Source organism: Thiofilum flexile DSM 14609 (genome assembly GCF_000380185.1).
Lineage (GTDB): Bacteria > Pseudomonadota > Gammaproteobacteria > Thiotrichales > Thiotrichaceae > Thiofilum > Thiofilum flexile.
Window position 1 is genome coordinate 17,237 of sequence record NZ_KB904767.1, and the last position, 24,504, is coordinate 41,740.

18 protein-coding genes are annotated in these 24,504 nt (G+C 41.6%); 9 read left to right on the forward strand and 9 right to left on the reverse strand.

Annotated elements, in window-relative coordinates; genetic code table 11:
* Positions 1-19: 19 nt before the first annotated feature.
* Positions 20-1,774: an assimilatory sulfite reductase (NADPH) flavoprotein subunit gene (locus A3IK_RS0109460; RefSeq protein WP_020559746.1), complete on the reverse strand. Its 1,755-nt coding sequence runs from the start codon at positions 1,772-1,774 to the stop codon at positions 20-22.
* A gap of 416 nt (positions 1,775-2,190) precedes the next feature.
* On the opposite strand from A3IK_RS0109460, the gene A3IK_RS0109465 reads away from it, so the two are divergent.
* Genes A3IK_RS0109465 through A3IK_RS0109480 form a run of 4 tightly spaced genes read left to right on the forward strand, consistent with a single transcriptional unit; the run spans position 2,191 to position 7,458 of the window.
* Entirely contained in the window at positions 2,191-3,579 is a 1,389-nt protein-coding gene (locus A3IK_RS0109465) for an efflux transporter outer membrane subunit (protein WP_020559747.1), read from the forward strand.
* A 15-nt stretch (positions 3,580-3,594) separates the two neighbouring features.
* Positions 3,595-5,541 carry an efflux RND transporter periplasmic adaptor subunit gene (locus A3IK_RS0109470; protein WP_020559748.1) on the forward strand — a complete coding sequence of 649 codons (1,947 nt, stop codon included), beginning with the start codon at positions 3,595-3,597 and terminating at the stop codon, positions 5,539-5,541.
* Positions 5,538-6,260 (forward strand): ABC transporter ATP-binding protein, encoded by a 723-nt coding sequence (locus A3IK_RS19050; RefSeq protein WP_020559749.1) that lies wholly within the window; start codon positions 5,538-5,540, stop codon positions 6,258-6,260. The genes A3IK_RS0109470 and A3IK_RS19050 overlap by 4 nt, the downstream gene beginning before the upstream one ends.
* Entirely contained in the window at positions 6,247-7,458 is a 1,212-nt protein-coding gene (locus tag A3IK_RS0109480) for an ABC transporter permease (RefSeq protein ID WP_020559750.1), read from the forward strand. Before A3IK_RS19050 ends, A3IK_RS0109480 begins: the two co-directional genes overlap by 14 nt.
* 133 nt (positions 7,459-7,591) lie before the next feature.
* Here the strand turns inward: A3IK_RS0109480 and recC are convergent, their stop codons facing one another.
* The gene (gene recC / locus A3IK_RS0109485; protein ID WP_020559751.1) at positions 7,592-10,774 is read right to left on the reverse strand and encodes an exodeoxyribonuclease V subunit gamma; all 3,183 of its coding nucleotides are present in this window, start codon (positions 10,772-10,774) and stop codon (positions 7,592-7,594) included.
* Between the two features lie 75 nt (positions 10,775-10,849).
* On the opposite strand from recC, the gene rfaQ reads away from it, so the two are divergent.
* A complete protein-coding gene (gene rfaQ, locus A3IK_RS0109490) occupies positions 10,850-11,941 on the forward strand; it encodes a putative lipopolysaccharide heptosyltransferase III (protein ID WP_020559752.1) in 1,092 nt (363 codons plus the stop codon).
* Here the strand turns inward: rfaQ and A3IK_RS0109495 are convergent.
* From A3IK_RS0109495 to A3IK_RS0109525, 7 genes are read right to left on the reverse strand one after another with little or no spacing between them, the layout of a single operon-like run.
* Positions 11,904-12,872, reverse strand: coding sequence for a hypothetical protein (locus tag A3IK_RS0109495; RefSeq protein ID WP_020559753.1), 969 nt, complete (start codon positions 12,870-12,872; stop codon positions 11,904-11,906). The genes rfaQ and A3IK_RS0109495 overlap by 38 nt on opposite strands.
* Entirely contained in the window at positions 12,853-14,040 is a 1,188-nt protein-coding gene (locus A3IK_RS0109500) for a glycosyltransferase family 4 protein (protein WP_020559754.1), read from the reverse strand. The genes A3IK_RS0109495 and A3IK_RS0109500 overlap by 20 nt, the downstream gene beginning before the upstream one ends.
* Positions 14,037-15,860 carry an asparagine synthase (glutamine-hydrolyzing) gene (gene asnB, locus A3IK_RS0109505; protein WP_020559755.1) on the reverse strand — a complete coding sequence of 608 codons (1,824 nt, stop codon included), beginning with the start codon at positions 15,858-15,860 and terminating at the stop codon, positions 14,037-14,039. The genes A3IK_RS0109500 and asnB overlap by 4 nt, the downstream gene beginning before the upstream one ends.
* 8 nt (positions 15,861-15,868) lie before the next feature.
* Entirely contained in the window at positions 15,869-16,963 is a 1,095-nt protein-coding gene (locus tag A3IK_RS0109510; RefSeq protein WP_020559756.1) for a glycosyltransferase family 4 protein, read from the reverse strand.
* Positions 16,963-17,964, reverse strand: coding sequence for a glycosyltransferase family 9 protein (locus A3IK_RS0109515; RefSeq protein WP_020559757.1), 1,002 nt, complete (start codon positions 17,962-17,964; stop codon positions 16,963-16,965). Before A3IK_RS0109515 ends, A3IK_RS0109510 begins: the two co-directional genes overlap by 1 nt.
* A gap of 19 nt (positions 17,965-17,983) precedes the next feature.
* On the reverse strand, positions 17,984-19,138 hold the full coding sequence (locus A3IK_RS0109520; RefSeq protein WP_020559758.1) for an O-antigen ligase family protein: 1,155 nt from the start codon (positions 19,136-19,138) through the stop codon (positions 17,984-17,986).
* A 55-nt stretch (positions 19,139-19,193) separates the two neighbouring features.
* On the reverse strand, positions 19,194-20,336 hold the full coding sequence (locus A3IK_RS0109525; protein ID WP_020559759.1) for a glycosyltransferase family 4 protein: 1,143 nt from the start codon (positions 20,334-20,336) through the stop codon (positions 19,194-19,196).
* Positions 20,337-20,508: 172 nt separating this feature from the next.
* Here A3IK_RS0109525 and A3IK_RS20300 point away from each other — a divergent pair, with 172 nt between their 5' ends.
* From A3IK_RS20300 to A3IK_RS19060, 4 genes are all read left to right on the forward strand, one after another.
* Positions 20,509-20,898: a glycosyltransferase family 9 protein gene (locus A3IK_RS20300; protein WP_281167272.1), complete on the forward strand. Its 390-nt coding sequence runs from the start codon at positions 20,509-20,511 to the stop codon at positions 20,896-20,898.
* A gap of 607 nt (positions 20,899-21,505) precedes the next feature.
* The gene (locus A3IK_RS0109535; protein WP_020559761.1) at positions 21,506-22,255 is read left to right on the forward strand and encodes an ABC transporter permease; all 750 of its coding nucleotides are present in this window, start codon (positions 21,506-21,508) and stop codon (positions 22,253-22,255) included.
* On the forward strand, positions 22,245-23,618 hold the full coding sequence (locus A3IK_RS0109540) for an ABC transporter ATP-binding protein (protein ID WP_020559762.1): 1,374 nt from the start codon (positions 22,245-22,247) through the stop codon (positions 23,616-23,618). Before A3IK_RS0109535 ends, A3IK_RS0109540 begins: the two co-directional genes overlap by 11 nt.
* Before the next feature lie 8 nt (positions 23,619-23,626).
* On the forward strand, positions 23,627-24,504 hold an 878-nt coding region (locus A3IK_RS19060), incomplete at its 3' end, for a class I SAM-dependent methyltransferase (RefSeq protein WP_162596634.1).

Here is a 24,504-nt window from a genome sequence, read left to right on the forward strand (position 1 = left end):
CAGGTCTTCCTTGTTGTTCTTAGTAAACATCGCGTTGATAACGCCCGTCACTAATCCATTGTTCTAACGTATTCTGGGCTTCTTCCACACTCTGTTTGCCTGCGCTGACCAGTACTTGGACCAAGGCTTGATGGACATCTTTTGCCATTTTGTTCATATCGCCACATACATAAATATGAGCACCGGATTGCAGCCACTCATAAACGGCGGATGCATTTTCGGTAATGCGCTGTTGTACATAGATCTTCTGGGTTTGGTCGCGTGAGAACGCCACGCTCATTTTTTCTAAGGCACCTGACTTTAATAGGGCTTGCCATTCCACTTGATAGAGGAAATCAGTACGGAAACGTTGCTCCCCGAAGAATAACCAAGTGTTCCCTGTAATCCCTTGCGCTTCACGCTCAAATAAGAAACTACGGAAGGGGGCAACACCTGTCCCTGCACCGATCATAATGACCTTAGTATTAGGATCTTGGGGTAATTTAAAATGAGCATTCGGTTTGACTTGAATCTCGACTTTGTCCCCTAGCTCTACCTGTGCCAAAGCATTAGAGGCAGAACCACGGTGTAAACGTTGGAGGTGGGTATACTCCACGCGTTTAATCAATAAATGTACTTCATCCGTATGAGCACTAGGGCTAGAGGCAATCGAATACTGACGCGGCTGTAATACTCGTAATAAATCAATCCATTGCTGAGCGCTAAGGGTCGATGGGTAACGTCCTACCACATCAATCCAATCGGCATCGGTTAGCCATTCAAAATCGGCTTTAGCATCCAGCTCCGCTACCAATGTTTCATTGCCAATCAGCTCTGCATACGCTTTTAGCTGTTTGCGGGTCAGGCTGGTTAACTCGCGCTCTTGTAGTGCCTCTGCAAAAGAACTGTTACCCGTTTTAGTCGTCACTGTTGCGGAACTGTCCAAACCCAACGCTTGAATAAACTCGGCAACAAATTCGGGATTATTTTTGGTTTTCACTACTAAGATATCGCCCGGCGCATAGCTTAAACCAGAATCTTCTAGTGAAAACTCGATATGATAGACATCTTTATCAGACTGGCTGGCAGTCACACTGACACGATTTAAAACTTCAGCTGCAAAAAAACTATCGGTTGCTTGAGCAACTTGAGCACTGACCGCATTCGGGCGTAGAGAAACGACATTGCTCGGTGCTGCGGGCAATTGCTCAATGACGGCCTGTTGCCAAGAACTCGCAGGCTCGGCAAAGTCCACATCGCAATCGGTGCGCTTCACAATAGGTTTAGCGCCTAACTCGGCTAAACGTGCATCGAGTAACACACCGGCTTGGCAAAATTCTTCATAACTTGAGTCGCCTAACGCTAGCACAGAATACTCTAACTGCTCTAAACGAGGCGCACGTTTATCTTGTAGGAATTTGTAAAAAGCACGCGCTTCATCCGGCGGCTCACCATTTCCCTGCGTACTCACAACAACATATAAACGCGTTTCTTTTTTCAGGTTTTGCGGGCGGTAATCTTTAATATTACTAAGGGTTACAGTCACCCCTTTAGCTTGTAGAGCCGCCTGAAGCTCTGTCGCTACCTTTTTACTATTGCCAGTTTGTGTGCCGTATAACACGGTTGCAGTCAGTGCCGTAGTAAGATTAGCGGCGGGGGTCGTTTGGGTCACTTGTCCGACTAAAGCGGTTTGCGATAAACCACTGAAATAACCGCCTAGCCATGCCAATTGTGTCGGTGATAAGCCGCTTATGGCATTGGTCACTTGCTGAAGCTGCTGCTCACTCAAAACCATTATTGAAATCTCCATACCACTAATGAGAAATGTTAATGCGGGATAGTATGGAATAAAGCTTTTAGCTAAAAAAGTGATGTTTATTGATATTTAAATCTCTAAAAGAGATCAAAAAACAATTGCTAGAAGTGCTCTGCAGCTACAAACAGTGAGCGGGTATTTCTTCCGCAGTCGCTGTGAATACGTCCTTGTACGCTACAAGGCGGCATCCCTGCCGCCAAGACTGCTCCAGAAATACCCGCTCACTGTTTGTTTTCGTTCAACTCAAATAGCGCCTGAAGAATAGCTGAAGAAATTAAGCAAACTCAAAACATTAATTGTTTAAACATTAAGGATATTGTTCCTAGAGCCTGCCATTTTTTATGCTATCCGGCATACTTTAAAAACTCTTATTGGTATGGGCTAACTTTATTTTTATGATTCAATATCCGTTTAAATTAGTTTTTTTATTGTGTATTAGCGGATTAATCAGTGCTTGTAGTATGGGTACACCCTCTGCTACCTCTGCACCGACCTCGAACAGCGCCGCCTCAATACCTCAAGCAACTAACACTAATATTCGTGTACCACTCGCCAAGCGCCCAGCTATTCAGACAGCATGGTGGCAACGCTTTAATGACCCACTTATGGTGGCTTTAATTCAAGAATCGTGGCAGGCCAATCCTTCCCTTACTGTGGCAAGAGCTAGTGTACAATCCGCTCGCGCTCAAGGTGTAATAGCCGGAGCCAGCCTATTACCCACCGTATCCAGTAGTATGAGTGCACGGGATACCAGTAGTAGCAGTCCTAGCTGGTCATTAGGGGCGGATGCGAGTTGGGAATTGGATTTATGGGGAGGTAATCGCCTCACGGCTAAGGCCGCTAATGAGGATCTTAAAGCGGCTCAAGCGAGCTATGAGGATGTGAAAGCTTCCTTAGCAGCGGAGGTAGCCAGTGCCTATGTGAATCTTCGTCTGGCGCAAGCGCGATTAAGTCTATCCAATCAAACCAATAAATCGCGTGAAGAAACCATGCGCTTAACTGAAATGCGCCTAAAAGCGGGTCTAGATAGTGGCCTCACTACGGAACAAGCCCGCTTAAGCTTAGGCCAAAATCAGGCTAATCTGCCTACCCTAAATAGTGCCGTACAACGCGCCCAATATGCACTTGCTGTTTTAACCGGAAAATCACCGCAAGCACTAACTCAACGTCTGAGCACGATTAAACCTATTCCGACCGCGACCGGACGTATTCAACCCAATATCCCGGCTAATGCACTGCGCCAGCGTCCCGACATGCGGGCGGCTGAATATCAAATTGCTGCGGCTCAGGCACGCATTGGAGCCGCAAAAGCCGACCTGTATCCTAGCTTTAGTTTATCTGGTACATTAACTAACAGTGGGCTTACGCTGGCGGATATTTTAGATCCGAGCGCTATTGTTAAAGCATTAGTGGCTTCGATTAGTGCGCCAATATTTAATGGCGGAAAATTAAGACAACAGGTTGTTATAAAAGACGCAGCCTATAATCAAGCAGTCGCCAATTATCAACAAACAGTACTGACTGCGCTCAAAGACATTGCAGATGGTTTCGCTACTCTACAAGGTCTACAACGACAACAACCAATTCTACAAAAAAATCTAGCTACTGCACGTAGTGCTGAACATTTGGCTAACTTAAGCTATCAAGCTGGCGTGGATGACTTTCAAAATGTACTGGATGCACAACGCTCCATCTTAAGTACACAAGAAAGTTTATTATCCGCGCAAGCAGACTACAGTTTAGCCTTAATCAGCCTCTATAAAGCAGTCGGCGGGGCATGGTAACAAGGGGTCTCTAACATGGCTAATAACGATATTAATGTAGCCGAATCTGTACGAGCCGTGGTGGGCAAACCCACTAAAAAAAAGGGTAACTGGGGCAAACGTTTAATCACCTTAACGGTTTTAGCCGCACTCGCAGGCGGGGGGTATTACTACTATCAGAACGCTATTATTCCGGCTAGTAGTACCGTCACCTCTTATCAAACTGAGGCCGTGACACGGGGTAATATTAGTACCATAGTGACCGCTACCGGCACTTTACAACCAGTCAATCAAGTGGATATTGGTACGGAGCTGTCTGGTACTATCGATGAGGTACTCGTGGATGACAATGACACCGTCAAAAAAGGGCAAAAACTCGCTAGCCTCAAGACCTCTCAATTACAAGATAATATTACCAAAATGGAGGCCGCTTTAGCCTCAGCACGCTCTAAAGTGGCTCAGGCGAAAGCCCAACTCGCTCAAACAGACTCCAAAATCCTACAAGCCAAGGCTAATCTCAAACAGGGGATTGCCAATGCCAAGCAATCCTCGGTGCAAATTCATAAAGATCAGGCTCAGGTACAACAAAACACCGCACAACTCACACAAAGCAATGCCTCTGTGCAGCAAAGTCTGGCTCAAGTCCAACAAAATAACGCTCAAATTCAGCAATACTATGCTCAAATTCAACAAATAAACGCTCAAATCCAACAGGCTAAGGCAAATATTACCCAAGCTAAAGCCACTACCTTAGAAGCACGGGTCAAACTCAATCGCTTACGCGAGCTACAAAAAGCCAGTGGGGGGCGGCTACCCGCTCAAACAGAGTTAGACAGCGCGGTAGCAACTTGGCAAAAAGCACAAGCGGCAGAATCCGCTACCGTCTCTAATGTACAAGCCTTGCAAGCCAGTATTGGGGGGGTAAAGGCTAATATTGAAGCGGCTAAAGCCAATCTAGCCTCTGCTAAGGCAGGGGTTACCTCCTCCAAAGCCGGGGTCACTTCTGCCCAAGCCAGTATTGACTCAGCTAAAGCGGGAGTGAGTGCTTCCAATTTAAGTGCTGAAGCCTCGCAAGCCAATGTAGAGGGGCTACAAGCCTTAGTGCAGTCCGCTGAAGCTGATAAAATCAGCGCTAAAGCCAATGTAGAGGCGGTTAATGCTAATGTTATAGAAGCTAAGGCAAACTTACGTAGCGCTCAAAGCGATCTTGCCAAAGCCACGATTATCTCGCCTATTGATGGCATCGTGCTCACCCGTTCGGTAGAGCCGGGGCAAACTGTAGCCTCTTCCTTATCCGCTCCGACGCTATTTACCCTCGCCGAAGACCTAAAAAAAATGGAATTACAGGTCAGTGTTGATGAGGCTGATGTGGGGCAAGTGCAAGAAGGCCAAACGGCTGAATTTACTGTGGATGCTTGGTCTGGGCGTAAATACTCCGCCACTATTACACGGGTGAGTTTAGGCTCCACCATTACCGATAATATTGTGTCCTATACCACGCTGCTGATGGTTGCTAATGATGACCTAACCCTACGTCCGGGTATGACAGCGACTGCTAATATTAATACTAAAGTGCATGAGAATGTCCTCCTTGTGCCTAATGCGGCTTTACGCTTCACGCCCCCAAGTGCTGCAGCCGATTCCGAGACAAAAGCGGGGGGTGATTTTTTATCTAAACTCATGCCTAGCCCTCCTATGCGCCGAGATCGCAACCGTAACAATAGTGCTAATAATCGCTCCCGGAGCGGAGAGCAACAGATTTGGATCTTAAAAGATAATCAGCCCTCACCTATCACTGTCCAAATAGGCTTAAGTAATAGCAAAGTAACCGAGATTATTTCTGATCAAATCACTGAAGGCACTGCGGTGATTACAGGTACTAGTACAGGTGTCTCAGGTCGCCCTAATCGCCAAGGACGCTCCGGTCAAGGAGGACAAGGCGGGCAAAGGGGTATAGGTGCTAATCGCGGGGCGCAACCATGAACCTAATCGAGCTACGTCAAATCACTAAAACCTATGGACAAGGGCAAGCTCAATTTCAAGCTCTTAAAGGCGTCGACCTTGTGATTGAAAAAGGTGACTTTGTGGCGGTGATGGGGCCTAGTGGTTCAGGTAAATCGACTTGTATGAATATTTTAGGCTGCCTCGATATACCCACAGGAGGGGAGTATCACTTTCGTGATGTACAAGTAGAACAACTCGACCGCAACCAACGCGCCCTATTACGCCGCTTTTATTTCGGCTTTGTGTTTCAGGGATTTAACTTATTAGCGCGTACTTCCGCCCAAGAAAATGTTGAACTCCCCCTCCTCTATCGCGGTGAATCTAGCAGTGAACGCCGTAAAGCTGCACAGGCTGCACTAGAACAAGTCGGACTATCCCAATGGGGGCATCATACCCCAGTAGAGCTTTCGGGTGGTCAACAACAGCGGGTTGCGATTGCGCGAGCTATTGTGACTAGTCCAGAGCTATTACTCGCCGATGAGCCAACAGGGAATCTGGACTCCAAACGCAGTCACGAAATTATGGAGCTATTGGTTGATCTCAATCAAACCCACGGCATTACCATTGTGATGGTCACGCATGAGCCGGATATGGCGGAATATGCTAAGCGTATTGTGCATTTCGTGGATGGTAATATTGCGAGTGATACCCGCCATCGCCCTCTCAGAGCCGAGGAGATCATCAATGTTTTGGAATAGTTTAATCTTGGCGATGCGTGAAATTCGGCGCAATTTATTACGTTCTTTTTTAACCATTTTAGGCATTGTGATTGGGGTCGCTGCGGTTATTACTATGGTCACATTGGGCAATGGTGCAACACAGGCGGTCAAAAACCAAGTCGCTAGTTTAGGTAGTAATTTACTCCAAATCCGCACCGGACAACGGATGATGGAGCCACCCGGTGGTGGGGGCGGTGTGCCTAATTTTCGCGTTGAAGATGCACAGGCGATTCGTAATGAAATTAGTGGGCTAGCGGCGGTATCACCTCAAGTATCACGCACTGCTACCGTGGTCGCTATGGCTAAGAACTGGTCTACGAGTGTTACGGGTGCTGATAATGACTTTTTTACGGCGGGCAATTGGAGCTTAGAAACAGGCCGCACCTTTTCAGATGCCGAACTGGAGACGGGGCAATCGGTTTGTTTACTCGGTGCTACCCTGAGAAAGGAACTCTATGGCACTCGTGAACCTTTAGGCGAACGCTTAAGGGTCAAAAATTTTTCCTGTGAAATTATTGGTATTTTAAAAGCCAAAGGCCAAGCTGCGATGGGGCGTGATCAGGACGACACTTTAATCATGCCCTTAAAAACGGTGCAGCGGCGCTTACTTGGCAATAACGATGTATCGACCATTTCCATTTCTGTTCAAGACGAAAATAATATTACTCAAGCTCAAAGTGAGATCACTGAATTATTACGCAAACGCCGCCGCCTAACTGAGGGTGAGGATGATAATTTTAATATTATGGATACCCGCCAAATTGCCGACGCGCTCTCCGGTACGACGCAAGTCATGACTACGCTCTTAGGTGCGGTTGCTTCGGTGAGCCTATTGGTAGGCGGGATTGGTATTATGAATATTATGCTGGTGTCCGTGACGGAGCGTACCCGTGAGATTGGTATCCGTTTAGCCATTGGTGCCTTAGAGCGTGAAGTATTAATGCAATTTTTGACCGAGGCGGTGATGCTCTCAGCCTTGGGCGGGTTAATTGGCATTATACTAGCCACACTAGCCTCCTATGTGCTGTCGGGTGTGATGAATGTGCCTTATGAATTTAATGCCGGTATTAACCTGCTCGCCTTTGGTTTCTCTGCGGGTATTGGGGTGCTATTCGGCTTTATGCCCGCAAAACGTGCAGCACGGCTAGATCCTATTAATGCGTTGCGGCATGAGTAAGTCACCAATAGCTGATCAAAAGTAAGTGGGCATTTCTTCCGCAGTCGCTGTGAATACATCCTTGTACGCTACAAGGCGGCATCCATGCCGCCAAGACTGCTCCAGAAACACCCACTTACTTTTAGGTCGCTGTTTATGCGGTTGCACGACATTGAACCAACGGTGACCAAAACTGCTTAGCTAACTCCACAAAACGTGGGTCATCCTCAATCGGATTAAGCCCACGATAAAGCAAAGCATTTTCAGGTTTTTCTGCTTCTGAGCTACTGTATTCACTCCCCTCCCACGCATTAATAGCTTTTTTCAGATCCTGATTTTTATCTTCAGCAAGGGCTAAACCGGCCTTAGGAAAACATGGCAATGGCTCACACATTCCCTGCCAATAGGTATTTATAAACTGCATGAGTAAGTATTGAGTATCTTCATCGATAGCTTGCAGAGTAAAAGTTTTATCGGCGCTATATACTAAGGTTGTTTTAGTAGGACTATCCGCACAATGATTCAGTGCTAAATGCTTCAGCCAAATATCCACCCATTGCCATGCATGGATTTTACCTATCTTAAAGACTAAGCGCCCTTGTTTAGTTAGCTCGCCAATACTGCCATGGAGCTGAAAATCCTGTACCTTAAAATCAAAATGCTGGGGGGCTAACCATTCAATATTCCCCGCTGCGGTTAAACTCCGATAAAACTGCTCGGTACGCTCGACTTGTTCCTCATAGAGTAAATCCCCCGGTTTACCATGCGGTAATTTCCCCTCCGCCCGTAAGCGCCGACTTAATAGCTTTGGATCAAGCTTTTGATTCAAATGCTGATCTAATAAAGTAGTGGCTATTTCATCCCCGGCATAATCCTCTAATTCAAAAGGCTCGCGCTCTGGTAACTCAATAGCTCGATCACGGATTCTTAGATTTAATCGTTTCGCTAAAAAATCACGAGCCGGTTGGCGATAGTAACTCACTAAGGTTTCTAAACCCACTCGCTTATATTCTTCATGCAACGGTGGTAAGGGTTCGGTTTGCCAAAATTTAATAAATGACTGAGGAGCTTGCTGGCGTGCTTTATAGGCTTCTGCATAATGGGCTGAATAGGTAAATAAACCCTCATCCGTAAAATAGCGCGTGCTAAAGGGTTGTAAGGGATGCTTAGTGATTAATGCTTTTGGCTCTAATGCAAAGCGCTTGGTAATGTAATCTAATAGCTCGGTGACTAAAATAGAGGGCATAATTTCATTATTATCATAAACACTTTGCCCGACATAACTAATATATAAACGGGAGCGGGCGGATAACACACTTTCTAGAAATAAATAGCGATCCTCTTCCCGTCTTGAACGGTCGCCGCGTTGTTTTTTATCCTGTGCTAGACGATCAAAACTGAGATAGGTATCGATGCGTGGAAATGCCTTATCCTGCATGCCCAACAAAGCAACAAGCTTAAAGGGTACGCTACGCATGGGCATTAAGGCGCAAAACGTAATCCCGCGCCCCATAAAACCTTCGGCTTGATTACGCTGCTCTAAACCATTACGCAAGGCTTCCCGCACAATACGCCAACTCACCGGACGCTCGAATTGGGCTTCAGTCAGACTTTGCTGAGCAATATCCTCTAAGGTTTTCAGTACTGTTTTTAAGTCCTCTGTATCGCCCAAGACTTGCTTAAATAACTCTCGTACTCGCTCTGCCCAGACCTGAATCGTTTGTAGTTGCCGCCCCCAATCTGCTAGGGCAAATAAAGGCTCTAACCATTGCAGAAAACGCCCCAATACTTGTGCCTGAGACCCTTCAATCGCGGGATAGGGTAAAACCTCATTCATTAACTCATCAACCGGATACACAAACCCCAGCAATAAACGATCTAACCCATAACGCCACGTATGCTCAAAGGTATCGGCTCCACCTTGTTTAACACGGCGCTCAGCATCTACCCCCCAGCGAATTTTGGTTTTACTCACCCAGATACGGCACTGATGCACATCGTCTAAATCCAAACCCGCCTCGGCACGCACTACCTCATTTTCTAAGAGTTCAAAAATACGTTCCGCTTCAAAACGACTATCGGGCAAATCCAACAATTGCAAGCAGGTAGTGATAATGCTTTGAAGTTGTTTAGGTGACTGGTCGGCAAGACTGAAAGGCAGACGTTGTTTGGGATCACTTACCGTGCCAAATACTGCTTCGATATAGGGGGCATACTGATCAATATCGGGCGTCATCACCACTATATCCGAGGGAGCGAGCGTTGGGTCGTCCTCAATCGCCGCAAGGATTTGATCATACAGCACCTGCACCTCGCGCATAGGCGAATGGCAACTATGCACCCGCACCGAATAATCCTCCGCCAGCTCTAAGGGAAAAACGCTTTCAGAACTCGGAACATGCAGATTGAGAATATCGGCCTGAATCACCTTAAGCATTAGGCTACGTGACTCTAGCGTTTGAATCGGCAAAATAAATTGTTCTTGCTCCAGCGGATAAGGTTCTAGGGAGCGTAAATTACCAATAAAATCACGCCCCTGTGTACCCCATGAGGCGAGTAAGGGATTTCCAATATCGGATAGCTCTTGTTGTTCTACGCTTAATTTAATCAAACGCTTTTCGGATTCAATATCGCTCCAATACTCTTGGGTAGGATTCATAATAAAGAAGTAAATATCAATGAATTGCGCCACTTGATTGACGAGATTGATATAGGCTTTAGAGACGGCGGGAATGGAGAAAAAGATATAGCGTTTAGGTAAATCTTGAGGGGGCTGTTGTTGCAGTGCCTGTATAAAATCATCCTGTAAGCGTACCCAATGCTGTAATTGCTCACTCACCACTACATTACGCCAGAGTCGCCCCTGCCAATCGTGCTCTGCTAAAGTGAGGGCAGAATTTTCCCAGTCTTTAATCCACAAAGGCCGAAAGAATACATAACCATCAAATACCCTAGCAACCTGTTGAGCTAATTGCCATGCAGCTCCCTCGTCTCCTTCTTTTAAGTAATGTTGCAACTCTGGATAACGCACCGCATGCTCTAAAAACTCTTGAAATAAACGCCAACGCAATAACTTAGGCGAGCACGGGTCATGTTTAGGGACAGTAGGCAAGACTTTACGCAATAATTCCCAAGTCGCCTCCGCAGGAAAGAGATAACGCGTATTCGCCGCAATGTTATTATGGATAGCGGTTTGCATCGACAACCAGCGCCCCATGCCCGCGTTTTGTACCACCACGGTCTCGCCCTCCATAGGAGGCAAAGGCTTAGTGCGGATAAATTCAGCGTATAAAGCGGCTAATGACTCTAGTTGATTGCTATGGATTAGATACAGCATGGATAAAGATACAACACTATAAATTCGCCTATTCTAACATCAAAACACGGTCAGCCTGTGGTATAAAGAGCGCCTATGAAAATATTGATCATGAAATTCCGTAATATTGGCGATGTGCTGCTAACTAGCCCGATGGCGGAGGCACTAGCGACCTTACCCGCAAAACCTGAAATCACCTTTCTAGTTAAAAAAGGTACGGAGGCTATGCTTACAGGTCATCCCGATATTAAACAAGTCATGATTCTACCGGAGCGCCAAAAACAAGAATCGCAATGGTCGTTTCTCCAACGTCAAATCGCCTTTATTCAACAATTACGCGCAGAATCCTTTGATATTAGTATTAATACCACCGAAGGTGATCGGGGTTTAATTTTCGGCTGGCTCAGTGGCGCAAAGCGGCGTATTGGGTATTTAAAAACGACAGATAAATGGTGGCGTAAACAGCTAGTCACCGAATCCCATACCATGCGAGCAGGACGCAGGCATACGGTATTGCGTAATTTAGACCTACTAGAAAACATTGTTAAACCACAAGCCATTAATGTCAGTATTCACTACACTCCATTCGATGAAATGCGTGTATTGGACTTACTAAAACAAGCGGGTTGGTATCAAGAACCTTATGTGCATATTCACCCCGTTTCGCGTTGGTTTTTTAAATGCTGGCGCGATGACTATATGGCACAGACCATTGATACTATTCAAAACCAATTAAATTTAAGAGTGGTTTTAACCTGCGCACCTGATCAGAAAGAGCGTGAAAAGCTCAATAGTATTATTAGTCACTGCAAAACCAAATCCATTGATTTAGGTGGTCAATTAAGCCTTAAAGAAACGGCAGCCTTATCCAGCCAGGCAACGTTTTTCTTAGGTGTGGATAGTGCGCCTATGCATATGGCAGCAGCGGTCAACACGCCAGTCACAGCCTTATTCGGGCCATCTGGTACATTCGACTGGGGGCCGTGGCCTAATGGCTGGAATCAATTGGAAGTGAATCCCTATCCTAAACGCAATGGGACTCAAAAAGTGGGTAAACATACCGTCATTCAACAAGAATGGGACTGTGCCCCCTGTGGTAAAGCGGGCTGTGAGAATAGTAAACGTAGTCGGTGTTTGGAGGAGTTGAGTTTTAATGACTTTCTAGAGCATGTACTCTTGCAGCAATAAGACTTTCAAGCTGATTAAAGTATTTTTCTTGATGTAAATACCCCTTAAAATGAGCGACTTTACAATTCTCTGGAAAACTATAGCCCTTACTAAAATAGGTATTGTTATACTCCTCACAGGGTAAAAGATTAATCCAAATTTTATTTTTTAAATAGATAGGTTTGCGATACTGTTTAAAGGCATTTGAATCGTTTATTAAACAAATTTGTGAAAGTGCAGTTTGCTCAAGCATAAAATATTGAATTTTCTCTTGCTCTAAAATCCAATCATGCACAAATTGCTTTGCAGCTTCATTACGACGAAAAACTATAACACCCGCATTAATAGCATGATAAGGTAGCGGAACACTCATTTTTACACTGGTATCAAAACCTATTTTTACCTCATCTAGCCGTCTTAAAGTTAACGCGACATCGGAGTAATCCTCATCAAACAAAGTATTTAATGAAGACCAAGGCATAGCATCAGCATCTAAAAATATCAGAAGATCACTATCATCATTATGGTTTAAACAATCTTGGGCGCAGGGGGCTTTTTGTGCCCATATACTTAAGCGCTTGCGTTTTTCTTCTATATAAATTTCTTTATCTATAATCCACTCTGATTTATATTGATCCAAATATTTTGCTCTAAATTTTCGTGTTAAATATTTTATTTCATCTTTTATTGACCACTTAGGATGAAAATAATTGAAATCTACTTGGTTTACAAATGTAATATTAACCCACTTTTCAGGACTCCAATAATTATAAAAAACCAAATCATCATTTTCTGAAATTTCAATCATTTCTTGTGATGGAGACTCGCTTAAATCATAAATATATACATTTGAAAGAGGATGTAAAACCCTAAGCATTTTCAAACTCATTCTTAAGTAAGAGATATACTTATAATCTAAAATATAGAAAAAACTAATTTTTTCTGTTTTCATTTAAAACACTCTTCATAAAACCTAAAATATTATTTGCTCTAACAAGCCAAGAATAGTTAAAACCTATAGCTTTGGCATTAGCTGAAACAGTAGCTTTATCAAAACTATCTTTAGTTGCAAGATTAATTACTGATGCAAGATTTAAATGGTTATTTAGGCTAAATGTTAAAGCATTGCTCATATTATTAACTATAGAAGTCATAGACTTTACATCAGGCACTACTACTATCTTACCCATAGCTAAATACTCAAATAGTTTTAGTGGCGAGGTATATAAGCTTGCAATACTAGTATCACTTAAGGGTAAAACACAAATATCAGTTTGATGAATTAATTTAAAGCGTTCTTTAGGCTTAATTTTTCCTAAAAATCTTATTCTCTCTGCTACACCTAACTCTTGAGATAAAGCTTTTAATTCATTAATTCTACCTTGCTCACCACCTGCTATCCAGAGTAAACTTTTATCAATAGTTGGCATCGCTTTAATAATTAAATCAACACCTTTCCAAGGATGTAAGCTACCTAGATATAATATAATAGGTACTTCATTCCTCACACTTGGTAAAACCAATGCCTGCTCTGCTAGCTCTAAATCTACCCCATCCGGTGCAATGACAAACTTATTATCTTTTATAGCATAATAACTTTTAATATCATCCATTAGAAAAGGAGTTAAGGCAATAACACCTTTAGCTCTCTGATAAACAAAAGACTCTCTCTTTTCGAGCTTTGCCAACTTCTTACTGTTTTTTAGACTCAAAGGTGAGTTTTCCTCAGTAAAAACCTTAGCAAATAACTCATGAGTCTCAAAAAAAATAGGTAATTTAGGAAAAATTTTTAACAGATGTTCTGCTAACTTTAAGTTACGTACTAGAATAGTATCAAATTGCTTTCTATTTTTATAAACCCAATAAGTCGCCAACCAATAAAAAGCTTTATTTGAGTTACTAGGATACCATTTACTTCGACGTAGATCCTTTAAGGCAATTGGATGTACATTAGCATTTAACGCTCGCCCTAAAACCTCTTCTGCATTTTTTGTGCTTTGCGGAGTGACTAATAAAACCTCCGCTCCACACTTCCCCATAGCATCTACTGTTTGTAGAATTTGCATAGTTTCAGGTAAGATATCAGGTACAGGGTGTGGGTCTATATAGGCTATTTTCATTTCAACTCGTCATATTGTTCTAAACTAACACGCAATATAATTAATTGTAATAATTGCTCTGCATAGTCATATTTACCTTGATAATAAGCACCTACTAAACTATTCACAGGGGATGCTATTATTTGGCCATTTGTTAATATTTCTAATACCTCACCTAAATCATAAGTATAGCTCTTTAAATCACTATCTAACCAAGGTTGCAAAGGAGGATTAAATCCCTTTTTTTTCTGTAATAATGGGTTTAATTGATCTGGGAAATTAGCGAGATCAACGAGTGTTTTTTTAGGAGGTTGAGTAAAACGTTCTTGAACAGATAAGCCCATAACTCTTTGTACAAACTGTTGATCCAGTAGAGGGGAGCGCCCTTCAAGACCATGGGCCATAGTCATTAAATCTGCTTTACGTAAGATATATTCGGGTAAGTAGTTTAATTGATCGATTGCCAACAAAGTATCAATGCTAGGAGGCATATTAGTTGGCATTCTCCAATAATGAGGTGGAATCACTAAACTTGGCTGTAAAGCCATACGCTGCCCAATACTAAAACCTGAAAAACGTAAGCTATACGCATCAACCCAATTTAAAGTTAGCTCATTCCAAAGTTTAGAAAATCCTTTGCGCTGTATAGATTTTACTTTTACCCCTGGCAAATGCCATTTACTTCGCCAAGCAGAGCGTTTATGTTGCTGATAACGTTTATACCCTGCGAATAACTCATCACCACCATCGCCATTTAGTACTACTTTTACGGATTGGGTGGCTGCTTTTGATAAATACCATAAAGGAAAACTAGAGGGATCTGCAAAAGGCTCATCTAAATCCGCGATAATACGCTCAAAATCTTCCTTAATTTCAGTTGGTATATTTATACTAACTTGTGATAGTTTTAAATGCTGAGCTAATTGCTCTGCTCTCTGACTTTCATCCAAATCACTATCTAAAAATCTAGCGGTAAAGGCTTGGATATTATTAAAATCTACGGCTCTTAATCGCTGAGCTAATACACTAGAATCAACTCCACCACTTAAAAACAAGCCGACTGGTCGATCTGCTACAGTACGCAGCCGAATACTTTCATCTAATACATCACTTAATGAGTGCTGTTCTGAAGGTTTAGGATGCCAATAAGCATGCTTAGTGAGAGCATGATTTTTGAAATCATAATGTAAATAATGACCGTTCTCTAAACGTTGTACACCTTGCAGAATTGTATGAGGTGCTGGTATATAACGATGAGCTAAATAAGCATCAATACCTATTTTACTAAAAGACTTTGCTTCCTTAGGTAGCCAAGGTAACAAGGTACGTACCGTAGAGGCAAAGGCAAAACCTTTTTTACTTTGGTGGTAAATAATAGGTTTTAAGCCCATACGATCTCTTAATAAATACAGACTAAAAGAGCGTAAATCTAAGATAGCAAGGGCAAACATTCCTCTAAGACGAGGAATTAATCCTGCTAAGCCCCAATACTCATAGGCATGCAAAATAAACTCAGTATCTGAATGCGTTTTAAAGATAACACCCTGTTGCTTGAGAAACGCTGCATCTTGTTCCCAGCCATAGACTTCGCCATTATAGCATAGCCAAATGTTACCATTCTGATTAGACATCGGTTGATTAGCATTACTGCTTAAATCACGAATAGATAAACGTGTATGTAATAAAGCTAAATGAGGATTAGTATCAATAGGCTCGAAATCAGGACTCCAACCTTGCCATTGCTGAGCATCAGGCCCACGTTGCGCCAAATTATGTAGTACCTTAGCTAATAACTCATTAGTTAAAGGCTCGTGACCTAGAATACCCGCTATCCCACACATTATTAACCCTATTGTTTTAATACCGATTGAAAAACCATTTCCATTTTATCCAACATAATTGTTATGCCAAATAAATCTTGTGCCCGCTGATAACCGGCTGCTGCTAATTGTTGAGCTAATAATGGTTGCTGCAGCAGTTCATTAATAGCCTGTATTAAGGCTTGACTACTATGGGTTTCTACTAAAAGCCCCGTTTGCCTATTTTGTACCGCATCAGTCATACCCCCTACCGCAGTGGTAATGACGGGCAAACGACTAGCCATTGCCTGCATCACCGCTTGAGATACTCCCTCATCCCCATAAGAAGGTAAAACAAAAATATCCATCGCATTCAACCATAATTCGGGATTAGCTTGTCGTCCGACACGATACACTTTTTTACCTAGATTTAATTCATTAATTTTATTTTCAATATTAGCTGCTTGGGGGCCATCCCCAACAATTAGTAAGCGTAGATCTGGGTCTTGCTCACTTAGCACTTTAAAAGCATCAAGCAAATAGCGATGCCCTTTCCAATTACGCAAAGTAGCTAATATACCAATCACTTTACCCTCAACGCCTAACTCCATTTTTATAGTTGCTTTATCTCTAGGGTAAAAGCGCTGTAAATCAATTCCAGTGGGGATAGAAGTAATATACTCAGCCGCAAAATGATTATGCTCAACTAAATGACGCTTTAAAGGCTCCCCTGTTACTACAATATGTCGAGCGGCTGATTGATAAAGCCAATGTGTAGGTCGATTTAAACTGATTGGTGATGAAACATGGCGTGTTCGTACAATAGGACGCTTTTCGATTAATAATTGCTGTGCTAATGCCACTAACCAAGAATCCGTTGAGCTATGTGTATTAATCAGATCGAATGACTGAATATGTGTTTTCAACCATTGCCGCAACCACCATAAATTTTTGAGATTTTTACGCCCTATAGGTGCGGCTACTACTGGAATATTTCGCTCTAACGCTGCCTGATAAATCGTAGACTCGACAGGACATAATAATTTAATAGTATGACCTCGTTCTATAAAGCCCTGAGCCTCCGTTAAAATACGAATTTCCTGCCCACCCCAACCACAAGAAGACTCCGTGTGTAAAATACGCATTATAGTTTTTTTAGCTCCACTACAGTTTTACAAGCTGCCATAACCTCATCCACAGTAATAGCCGCCATATCATGCTCACCTGCTTTGGCAACATCAGGATGGGCAATAGTGACTAAATAAGGATGATCAATAGGCTTAAGCTGCTCTGGTGTATGATGATAAAGGACAACCATGGGTTTATCAAAGCAACCCATTAAATGGGTAGGCCCCGTATCAATACCCACATATAAATCTAATAAACTCATACAGGCTGCTGTTTCACGTAAATTCAATTGCCCTGCTAATATAGTAACATAGCCTTTTAACTGTTCAGCTAACCATGCTACACGCTCATACTCTGCCTTACCCCCCAAAATTACAATATGTGTATTTGGGTTATTTGCTTTGAGTTGCTGTGCTAATTGAGAAAAATACTCGATAGGCCAGTCACGATAGCTTCTAGTAGGAAAACTTGCCACCTGAAATCCTACTAGAAAATTATTTTTTGCTAATAGATTTGTTAATTTTTGCTGGGCAAATAGTTGTTCTTTTTCAGTTAAACTAAAAAGTAGACGCCTACTAGATACGTTATTAATACCAACAGCCTGAGGTAAACGCAATAAGAAATCGACTGCTGTATCTTTATTTTGATCATCAGGATTCACTATTACTGTTAACTGCTGATTTAATACATTATCTTCCTGTTTAAAGGCTATAACTTTATGGGCTGATTTTAAAGCCAAATTAACATATGGTTTAGTAGATCCATATACAAAGGCTAAATCATATTTTTTAGTTGCTACTATACTTTTGATAGAAGCTAAAAACTTATTAATGGGTATAACTTTTTTAATAAAAGGTAAGTTTAATAATAACTCATAACGCTCAGAATGAGCTAATACAGTAATTTCAGCTTGTGGGAAGTAGTCAGCTATTGCCTTCACAGCAGGTATTACTAATAAAGTATCGCCAATTCTTGCTACTTGAATAATTAAAATATGTTTGATAGTCGATATGTTCATATAGTAATAATATACCTAGTTAGCCATTGCTAGTGCTTGATTGTCGCAATAAAAACCCCAATAACATACCGTTAATGCACCAAAATAATAATGACAGATCACGGTGAAACATATCATTGACTTGATTGCGTAATACTACTCCCACGACTAGACATATTCCAGCCACTGCTGTTGCCTTTATGAAGGGATCCATACTACAGCGCTGTATACGCCAGTAGCCTAATAATAAGCAATACCACACGACAGCGATCAAGATAATACCTAGAAAACCTAGGCTAATACCATAATTTAATAAGGTATTATGGGCATGCCACATTATGTCATTGATTTCAGGATGTGCTAATTTCATAGCATTGCGCCCAAACCCGAAGCCTGTTTCAGGTTTTTCCCCTAAAATAGTTAAAGTACGCTCTAAGACTATCAACCTAGGGTCTTCGGCAAGAGGGATCATACCAATGACTCTATCTCGTGCCTGAATCGTAAAAAAGGCGATGGTGCCTAAAGTGATGATTACTGTAGCTATAAATATTAATATTTTTTGCACAGATACATACTGTGGTTTTAGCAATAAGATTACTAGCAATAACTGAGCTATAAAAACAATAAATACAATGCGCTGCCCTGTTAATAGCCCTCCTAATACCATTAATACTAGTATTACTATTAAGTACCCATGATGTTTAGGGAATAAATACCATGCAGGTAGTATTAACGGTATTAGTGTAATAATATAGGTAGAAAAGCTTGCTGAGCCTCCCACTAAACTCAACTCATTCCAAACTTCTAACGGTATAAACTGAGCCACTCCTATAAGAGAATAAAAGGCAGCACTCAAACCTAATACTGCAATAAAAAAGCGCAACCACTGCTCATTGCTACTTAAAGCCAGAAAAATAATAAAACCGACTAAGCCATAACCTATTTCTACTTTTATTTCACTTAATGAATAGCGCCAATCCACTGCATAAGGCAATAATAACAATGGTATAACTAACCAAGCTAATAGAACTTTAAAACATGGAACCTTAGGTACATCTAATAGTCGCCACTGATAAATAACTACTCCTAAAGCCAGTACTAAAGCCAATACACGAATAGCGACTGTATGAGGTAGCGGTAACACCATCAGCAAAATACTAGCTATCAGCAAAGAGCAACGTTGCACTAAGGTCATAAATACCTTTCAGCATCCCTAAAAAGACGCTAACTTACCACTCCTTATCCGTCTGCTAAAGTACTGACATAACTTTTTCTGCCATAACTTGCTGATAAACCGCCGTCAACTCATTAATCATCCGCTCAATCGGATATTGTTCGACAGTTTTGCGAGCTGCCTGCCCCAACATCGCCCAATCGGTTTTAGTGTTCAGTGCTGTTAACAAGGGTTGAATCGGCTTAATCGGAACGACAAAGCCATTAACATCAGGCTCAATTAGCTCTTTATTGCCACAATGCTGGCTAGTAATGACTGGCAAACCCATTGCCATCGCCTCTAAAATGACATTAGGAGCAGGATCATACCAAGCAGGATGTACCAATACATCGGCTGCTTGATAAGCAGGACGCACATCTTTCATCATGCCTAAAAATTTCACTCGATGACTAACACCCCATTGTAGGCAGATTTTTTGATAATTTTTGGAGTGTTTGTCTTGACCTACCACCAATAAATGCCAATAGGGAGAACGGATTAAAGCTTGTAGTAATAAGGGGAGTCCTTTGCGCTCAAACCCTGAGCCTACAAACAATAAGGTAGGCATTTTAGCCTTTAAACCCAATGACCGCCGCGCCTCTAGTCTCTCCGTTGCAGACGGTGGACTAAAATAGCCTAGGTCAATACCGTTACGCACTAAATGTAATTTCGCCGCATCCATCTTAGGGTAGTGCTGTAGAATTTCCTGTCGCACCTGCTCGGAGTTGCAAATCACCGCTTGCAAATTCGCATGATGAAATAATTCCCGCTCCGATTTTAATACGGCCTGATGAAAGCGATCACGTTGTTGCCACCACTGCCCCACACGCCCTAAATACTCGCCTCGAATCCTGAGCCACTCTGCATGCACCCCATCGCCTGCACGATAAATCTGGCAACCAGGCACCCGCTCATGAGCTTGCACCCAATCAAAGGTATGCTGTGTTAATAACGCTTGGGTATTCGCAATAAAATGTTCAAAACGTGCGGCACGTGTCCAACCTCGTCGTGCTACTTTCAGTACCTTAAAAGACTCCTCACTTCCCTGCCAACGCTCAGTAATCAGGGTAATATCCAGAGGATGGTATTGTTGCAACCCAGTCAGCATTCGTTGAATAATGCGCTCAGCGCCCCCGTCTGGGCGGTAGCTTTGGCGAATAATGGCGAGGCTTTGCGTCATATTGTTATTAGTTATCCGTCTGGTAAAAGAGGGTAAGCATAATACTCTTTATGACAAGAAAGTAAGCGATATAATCAGTATTATTCAATTGGCTGCTGGCAATTAAAACTCCCCCTTTATTTTCAACGGAACTTCTGAACGTGATGCAAACTATCCAGCGCATCCTATTAGCATCCCTGCTACGATTTTGCACGAAGTGGAACGCACTAGTTATTTACTCACTGCTCTAACGCTTGAACCTAAACCTCCAGCCCTAACCTTATGTAGCCAACCTGAACTACAAAACCAATTTAAACAAAACTTAATCCAAACTCTCTGGTATCAAGATCGCCCGATCATAGGTCTACACATCAGTGCTCGCAAAGTTGATCAACGCTGGCCTGCTGAATATTTTATTGAGCTAATCCAGCTACTATCTCAACAATACTCTTATCAGTTCATGCTATTTTGGTCTCCCGGAGATGAAAATAACAAACACCACCCAGGTGATGATCAAAAAGCCCAGCAAATTATGCAAGCGGTAGCAAACTTACCCGTATTCCCCTGCCCGACACAAAACTGATTGCTGCACTGAGCTTGTGTGATGCGGTCATTTGTAGTGATGGTGGTACTATGCATATCGCCTCGCCGCTGGTTTAGGCAAACCTATTGTCTGTTTCTTTGGCTCTAGTAATGCCGCACAATGGCACCCTTGGGGTGTACCTCATGTGGTTTTACAGCCTGCAAGCCAGCAAGTGATAGACATCAAACCTACACAGGTTAAGGACGCATTAGCAACACTCTGTTGCCAATAAGTACAATTTTTTTGCTCCCCCTTGCTATACGCTTAACAATTACAGACAATTACCACATTATTTACATCACATCCGTTTTGTTTGAATGGCTAACCCTGCTTCCTTTCAGATTGTCTAAACACAGTCTAACTAAGCGAGCTTGCTACTTACCTCAACATCTTTGCTCATACTGTATTGACACGGTAGGGCGGTAGCGTGTGTGAGCAATTCTAAACTTAAAGCAAATACTATGAATAAATTACCACTACTTGTTGCTAAAATAACCAACATGGGTATCAGAGATAATTAATAGCTATGAACCCTCATCAAACTGTCTCCATCCACCCCACTCTATTAATAAAGTCATTTATCTCTAATTTTTCATTGATTAAGCAAATGACATGGCGTGAAGTCATAGGGCGCTATAGAGGCTCTATGCTAGGTTTAGCTTGGTCATTTTTCACACCTGTATTAATGCTAGCCGTTTATACGTTTGTATTTAGTGTGGTCTTTAAAGCACGGTGGGGTATAGGTGGTGAGGAGAGTAAAACGCAGTTTGCGGTGGTACTATTTGTAGGCATGATTGTACATGGTTTATTTGCAGAAGTGTTAAATCGAGCACCAGGACTGGTATTAAGCAATGTTAATTATGTCAAGAAAGTCGTTTTTCCTTTAGAAATTTTACCCTTTATTACTATGGGTGCAGCATTGTTTCATACCTTAATTAGTATTGGGGTATTATTGCTAGCGTTTATCTTATTTAATGGTTTTCTATACTGGACAGTGATTTTTCTGCCTCTAGTTTTACTACCTTTAATTATTTTGACCCTGGGGTTGGCTTGGTTTTTAGCATCTTTAGGTGTTTATTTGCGTGATGTGGGGCAAACTATTGGAATCATTACGATGATTATGATGTTTTTATCTCCCGTATTTTACCCCATCAGTGCTATCCCTGAATCGATACAACCCATCATTATGGCTAATCCGCTTACCTTTATTATTGAACAAGCGCGTGATGTGGTGATTTGGGGTCGTTTACCCAATGTTTGGGGATTGATACTTTATACTTTAATAGCCTCTAGTGTGGCTTGGTTGGGATATATATGGTTTCAAAAGACCCGCAGGGGGTTTGCTGATGTGCTCTGATGTAGCCATTCGAGTTGAAAACTTGAGTAAATGTTATCAGATTTACGATAAACCTTCTGATCGACTGAAGCAGTCACTTTACCCAAAAGTACAGCATTTATTGGGGCGTGAGCCTCGGCAGTACTTTAAGGAATTTTGGGCACTGAAGAATGTTTCATTTGAAGTAAAAAAAGGTGAAACAGTAGGGATCATCGGACGTAATGGCTCAGGAAAATCGACATTATTGCAAATGATCTGTGGAACCTTGACTCCAACCTCTGGAAGTGTACAAACATTTGGACGCGTTGCGGCACTTTTGGAGTTAGGATCTGGGTTTAATCCAGAGTTCACAGGTCGAGAAAATGTTTATTTAAATGCTGCTATTTTGGGTTTATCTAAAGAAGAAATTGATCAAAAATTTGATGCAATTGCAGCATTTGCAGATATTGGGGAACATTTAGAACAACCCGTTAAAACCTATTCAAGTGGAATGTTTGTTAGATTAGCATTTGCAGTTATAGCTCATGTTGATGCAGATATTTTAATAGTTGATGAGGCACTAGCAGTTGGAGATGCATTTTTTACTCAAAAATGTATGCGTTTTTTACGTGAGTTTATGAAAACTGGAACAGTACTCTTTGTAAGTCATGATACTGGAGCTGTAGTTAACCTCTGTACATCTGCCATGTTAATCCGTAATGGTATTAACTTATTATTTTCGACACCAAAAGAAGTTATCGAAGAGTATTTGGTTGATCTCTATGAATCCACCCAAAATGTCGATGGTGTATTAAAAAATAAAATTTCTATTATAGAAAATAATATTACAGAAACCAAAGTTGACTATAAAGACTTTAGATCTGACCTAATAGAATCTTCTCATTTACGTAATGATATAGAAATATTTAAATTTAATCCTGATCGAGCAAGCTTTGGTACTGGTGACGCAGAGATAACCTCAACCCGAATTCTTGATAAAAATCAAATACCCTTATCATGGATAATTGGTGGCGAAGATGTCATTTTGGAAATACAATGTATAGCACATAAAAAAATTTATATGCCAATTATCGGGTTTATATTCAAGGATAAATTAGGACAAGTCATTTTTGCAGATAACACCTATTTATCATATATGCATACCCCTCAGACTATTAATAAAAATGAAGTCTTTATCGCTCAATTTATTTTTAGATTACCCATTTTGCCTAGTGGTGAATATACAGTTTCTCCAGCAATAGCAGAGGGAACTCAAGAGAATCATGTGCAGCATCATTGGGTACATGATGCTCTGCTGATCAAAGTACATGCTAGTCAAGTCTGTTTTGGCCTCTTAGCCATACCAATGAAAGAAATCAGATTAATAACAAAGAGTCACCTGTAGGATAAATCATGGAATTTACTGGCGAACGCTATATACCAACTGAGCAAGGTAAGATACGTCTTGAGCACTATCATCGTTACGCAATTATATTAGAATTTTTAACTAATAAATGTGTACTTGATATAGCAAGTGGTGAGGGTTATGGCTCTGCCATGATGGCACAGACGGCAAAGTCAGTAGTAGGTGTAGATATTGATTCAGAAGCTATTTCCCATGCTACAAATACCTACCAAAATGTTAATAATTTAACATTTTTACAGGGGGATGTTACTGCAATTCCTGCTAAAAATGAATCCTTTGATATAGTAGTATCTTTTGAGACAATCGAACATTTGATCGAACAATATGAAATGCTTACTGAAATTAAACGAGTTTTACGAAAAGATGGTGTTTTAATTATATCATCTCCTAATAGACCTATATATTCTGAGGAAAGTGGTGAGCATAATAAATTCCACCTAAAAGAACTTGATTTTTATGAGTTTAATCAATTATTAAAAGGACAATTTTCTCAAGTACAATATTATGGTCAAAAAATGATGATAGGTTCTACTATTCAATCTATCGAGAATAGGACAAGTACTTATCAAACATGGCATGATGATGGTATCAATATTAAAACTGGATCTACACTTATACAAAAACCAGTTTATTTTTTAGCAGTTTGCGGCTCTAACAATGCTACGCTGCCATTATTAAACGCATCAATTATTTATCCTGATAAATTAGATTTGGTTGAACACTATGTCGGGTTTGCAAAATGGGCTCAGGCAGTTGATAAAACTATTATAGAGCGTGATAAGCAAATTATTGAGTACAATAATACTATCAATGCTAATAATCAGCAAATTGATAGCCTTAATCAAATAGTTGAAGAGCGTGATCA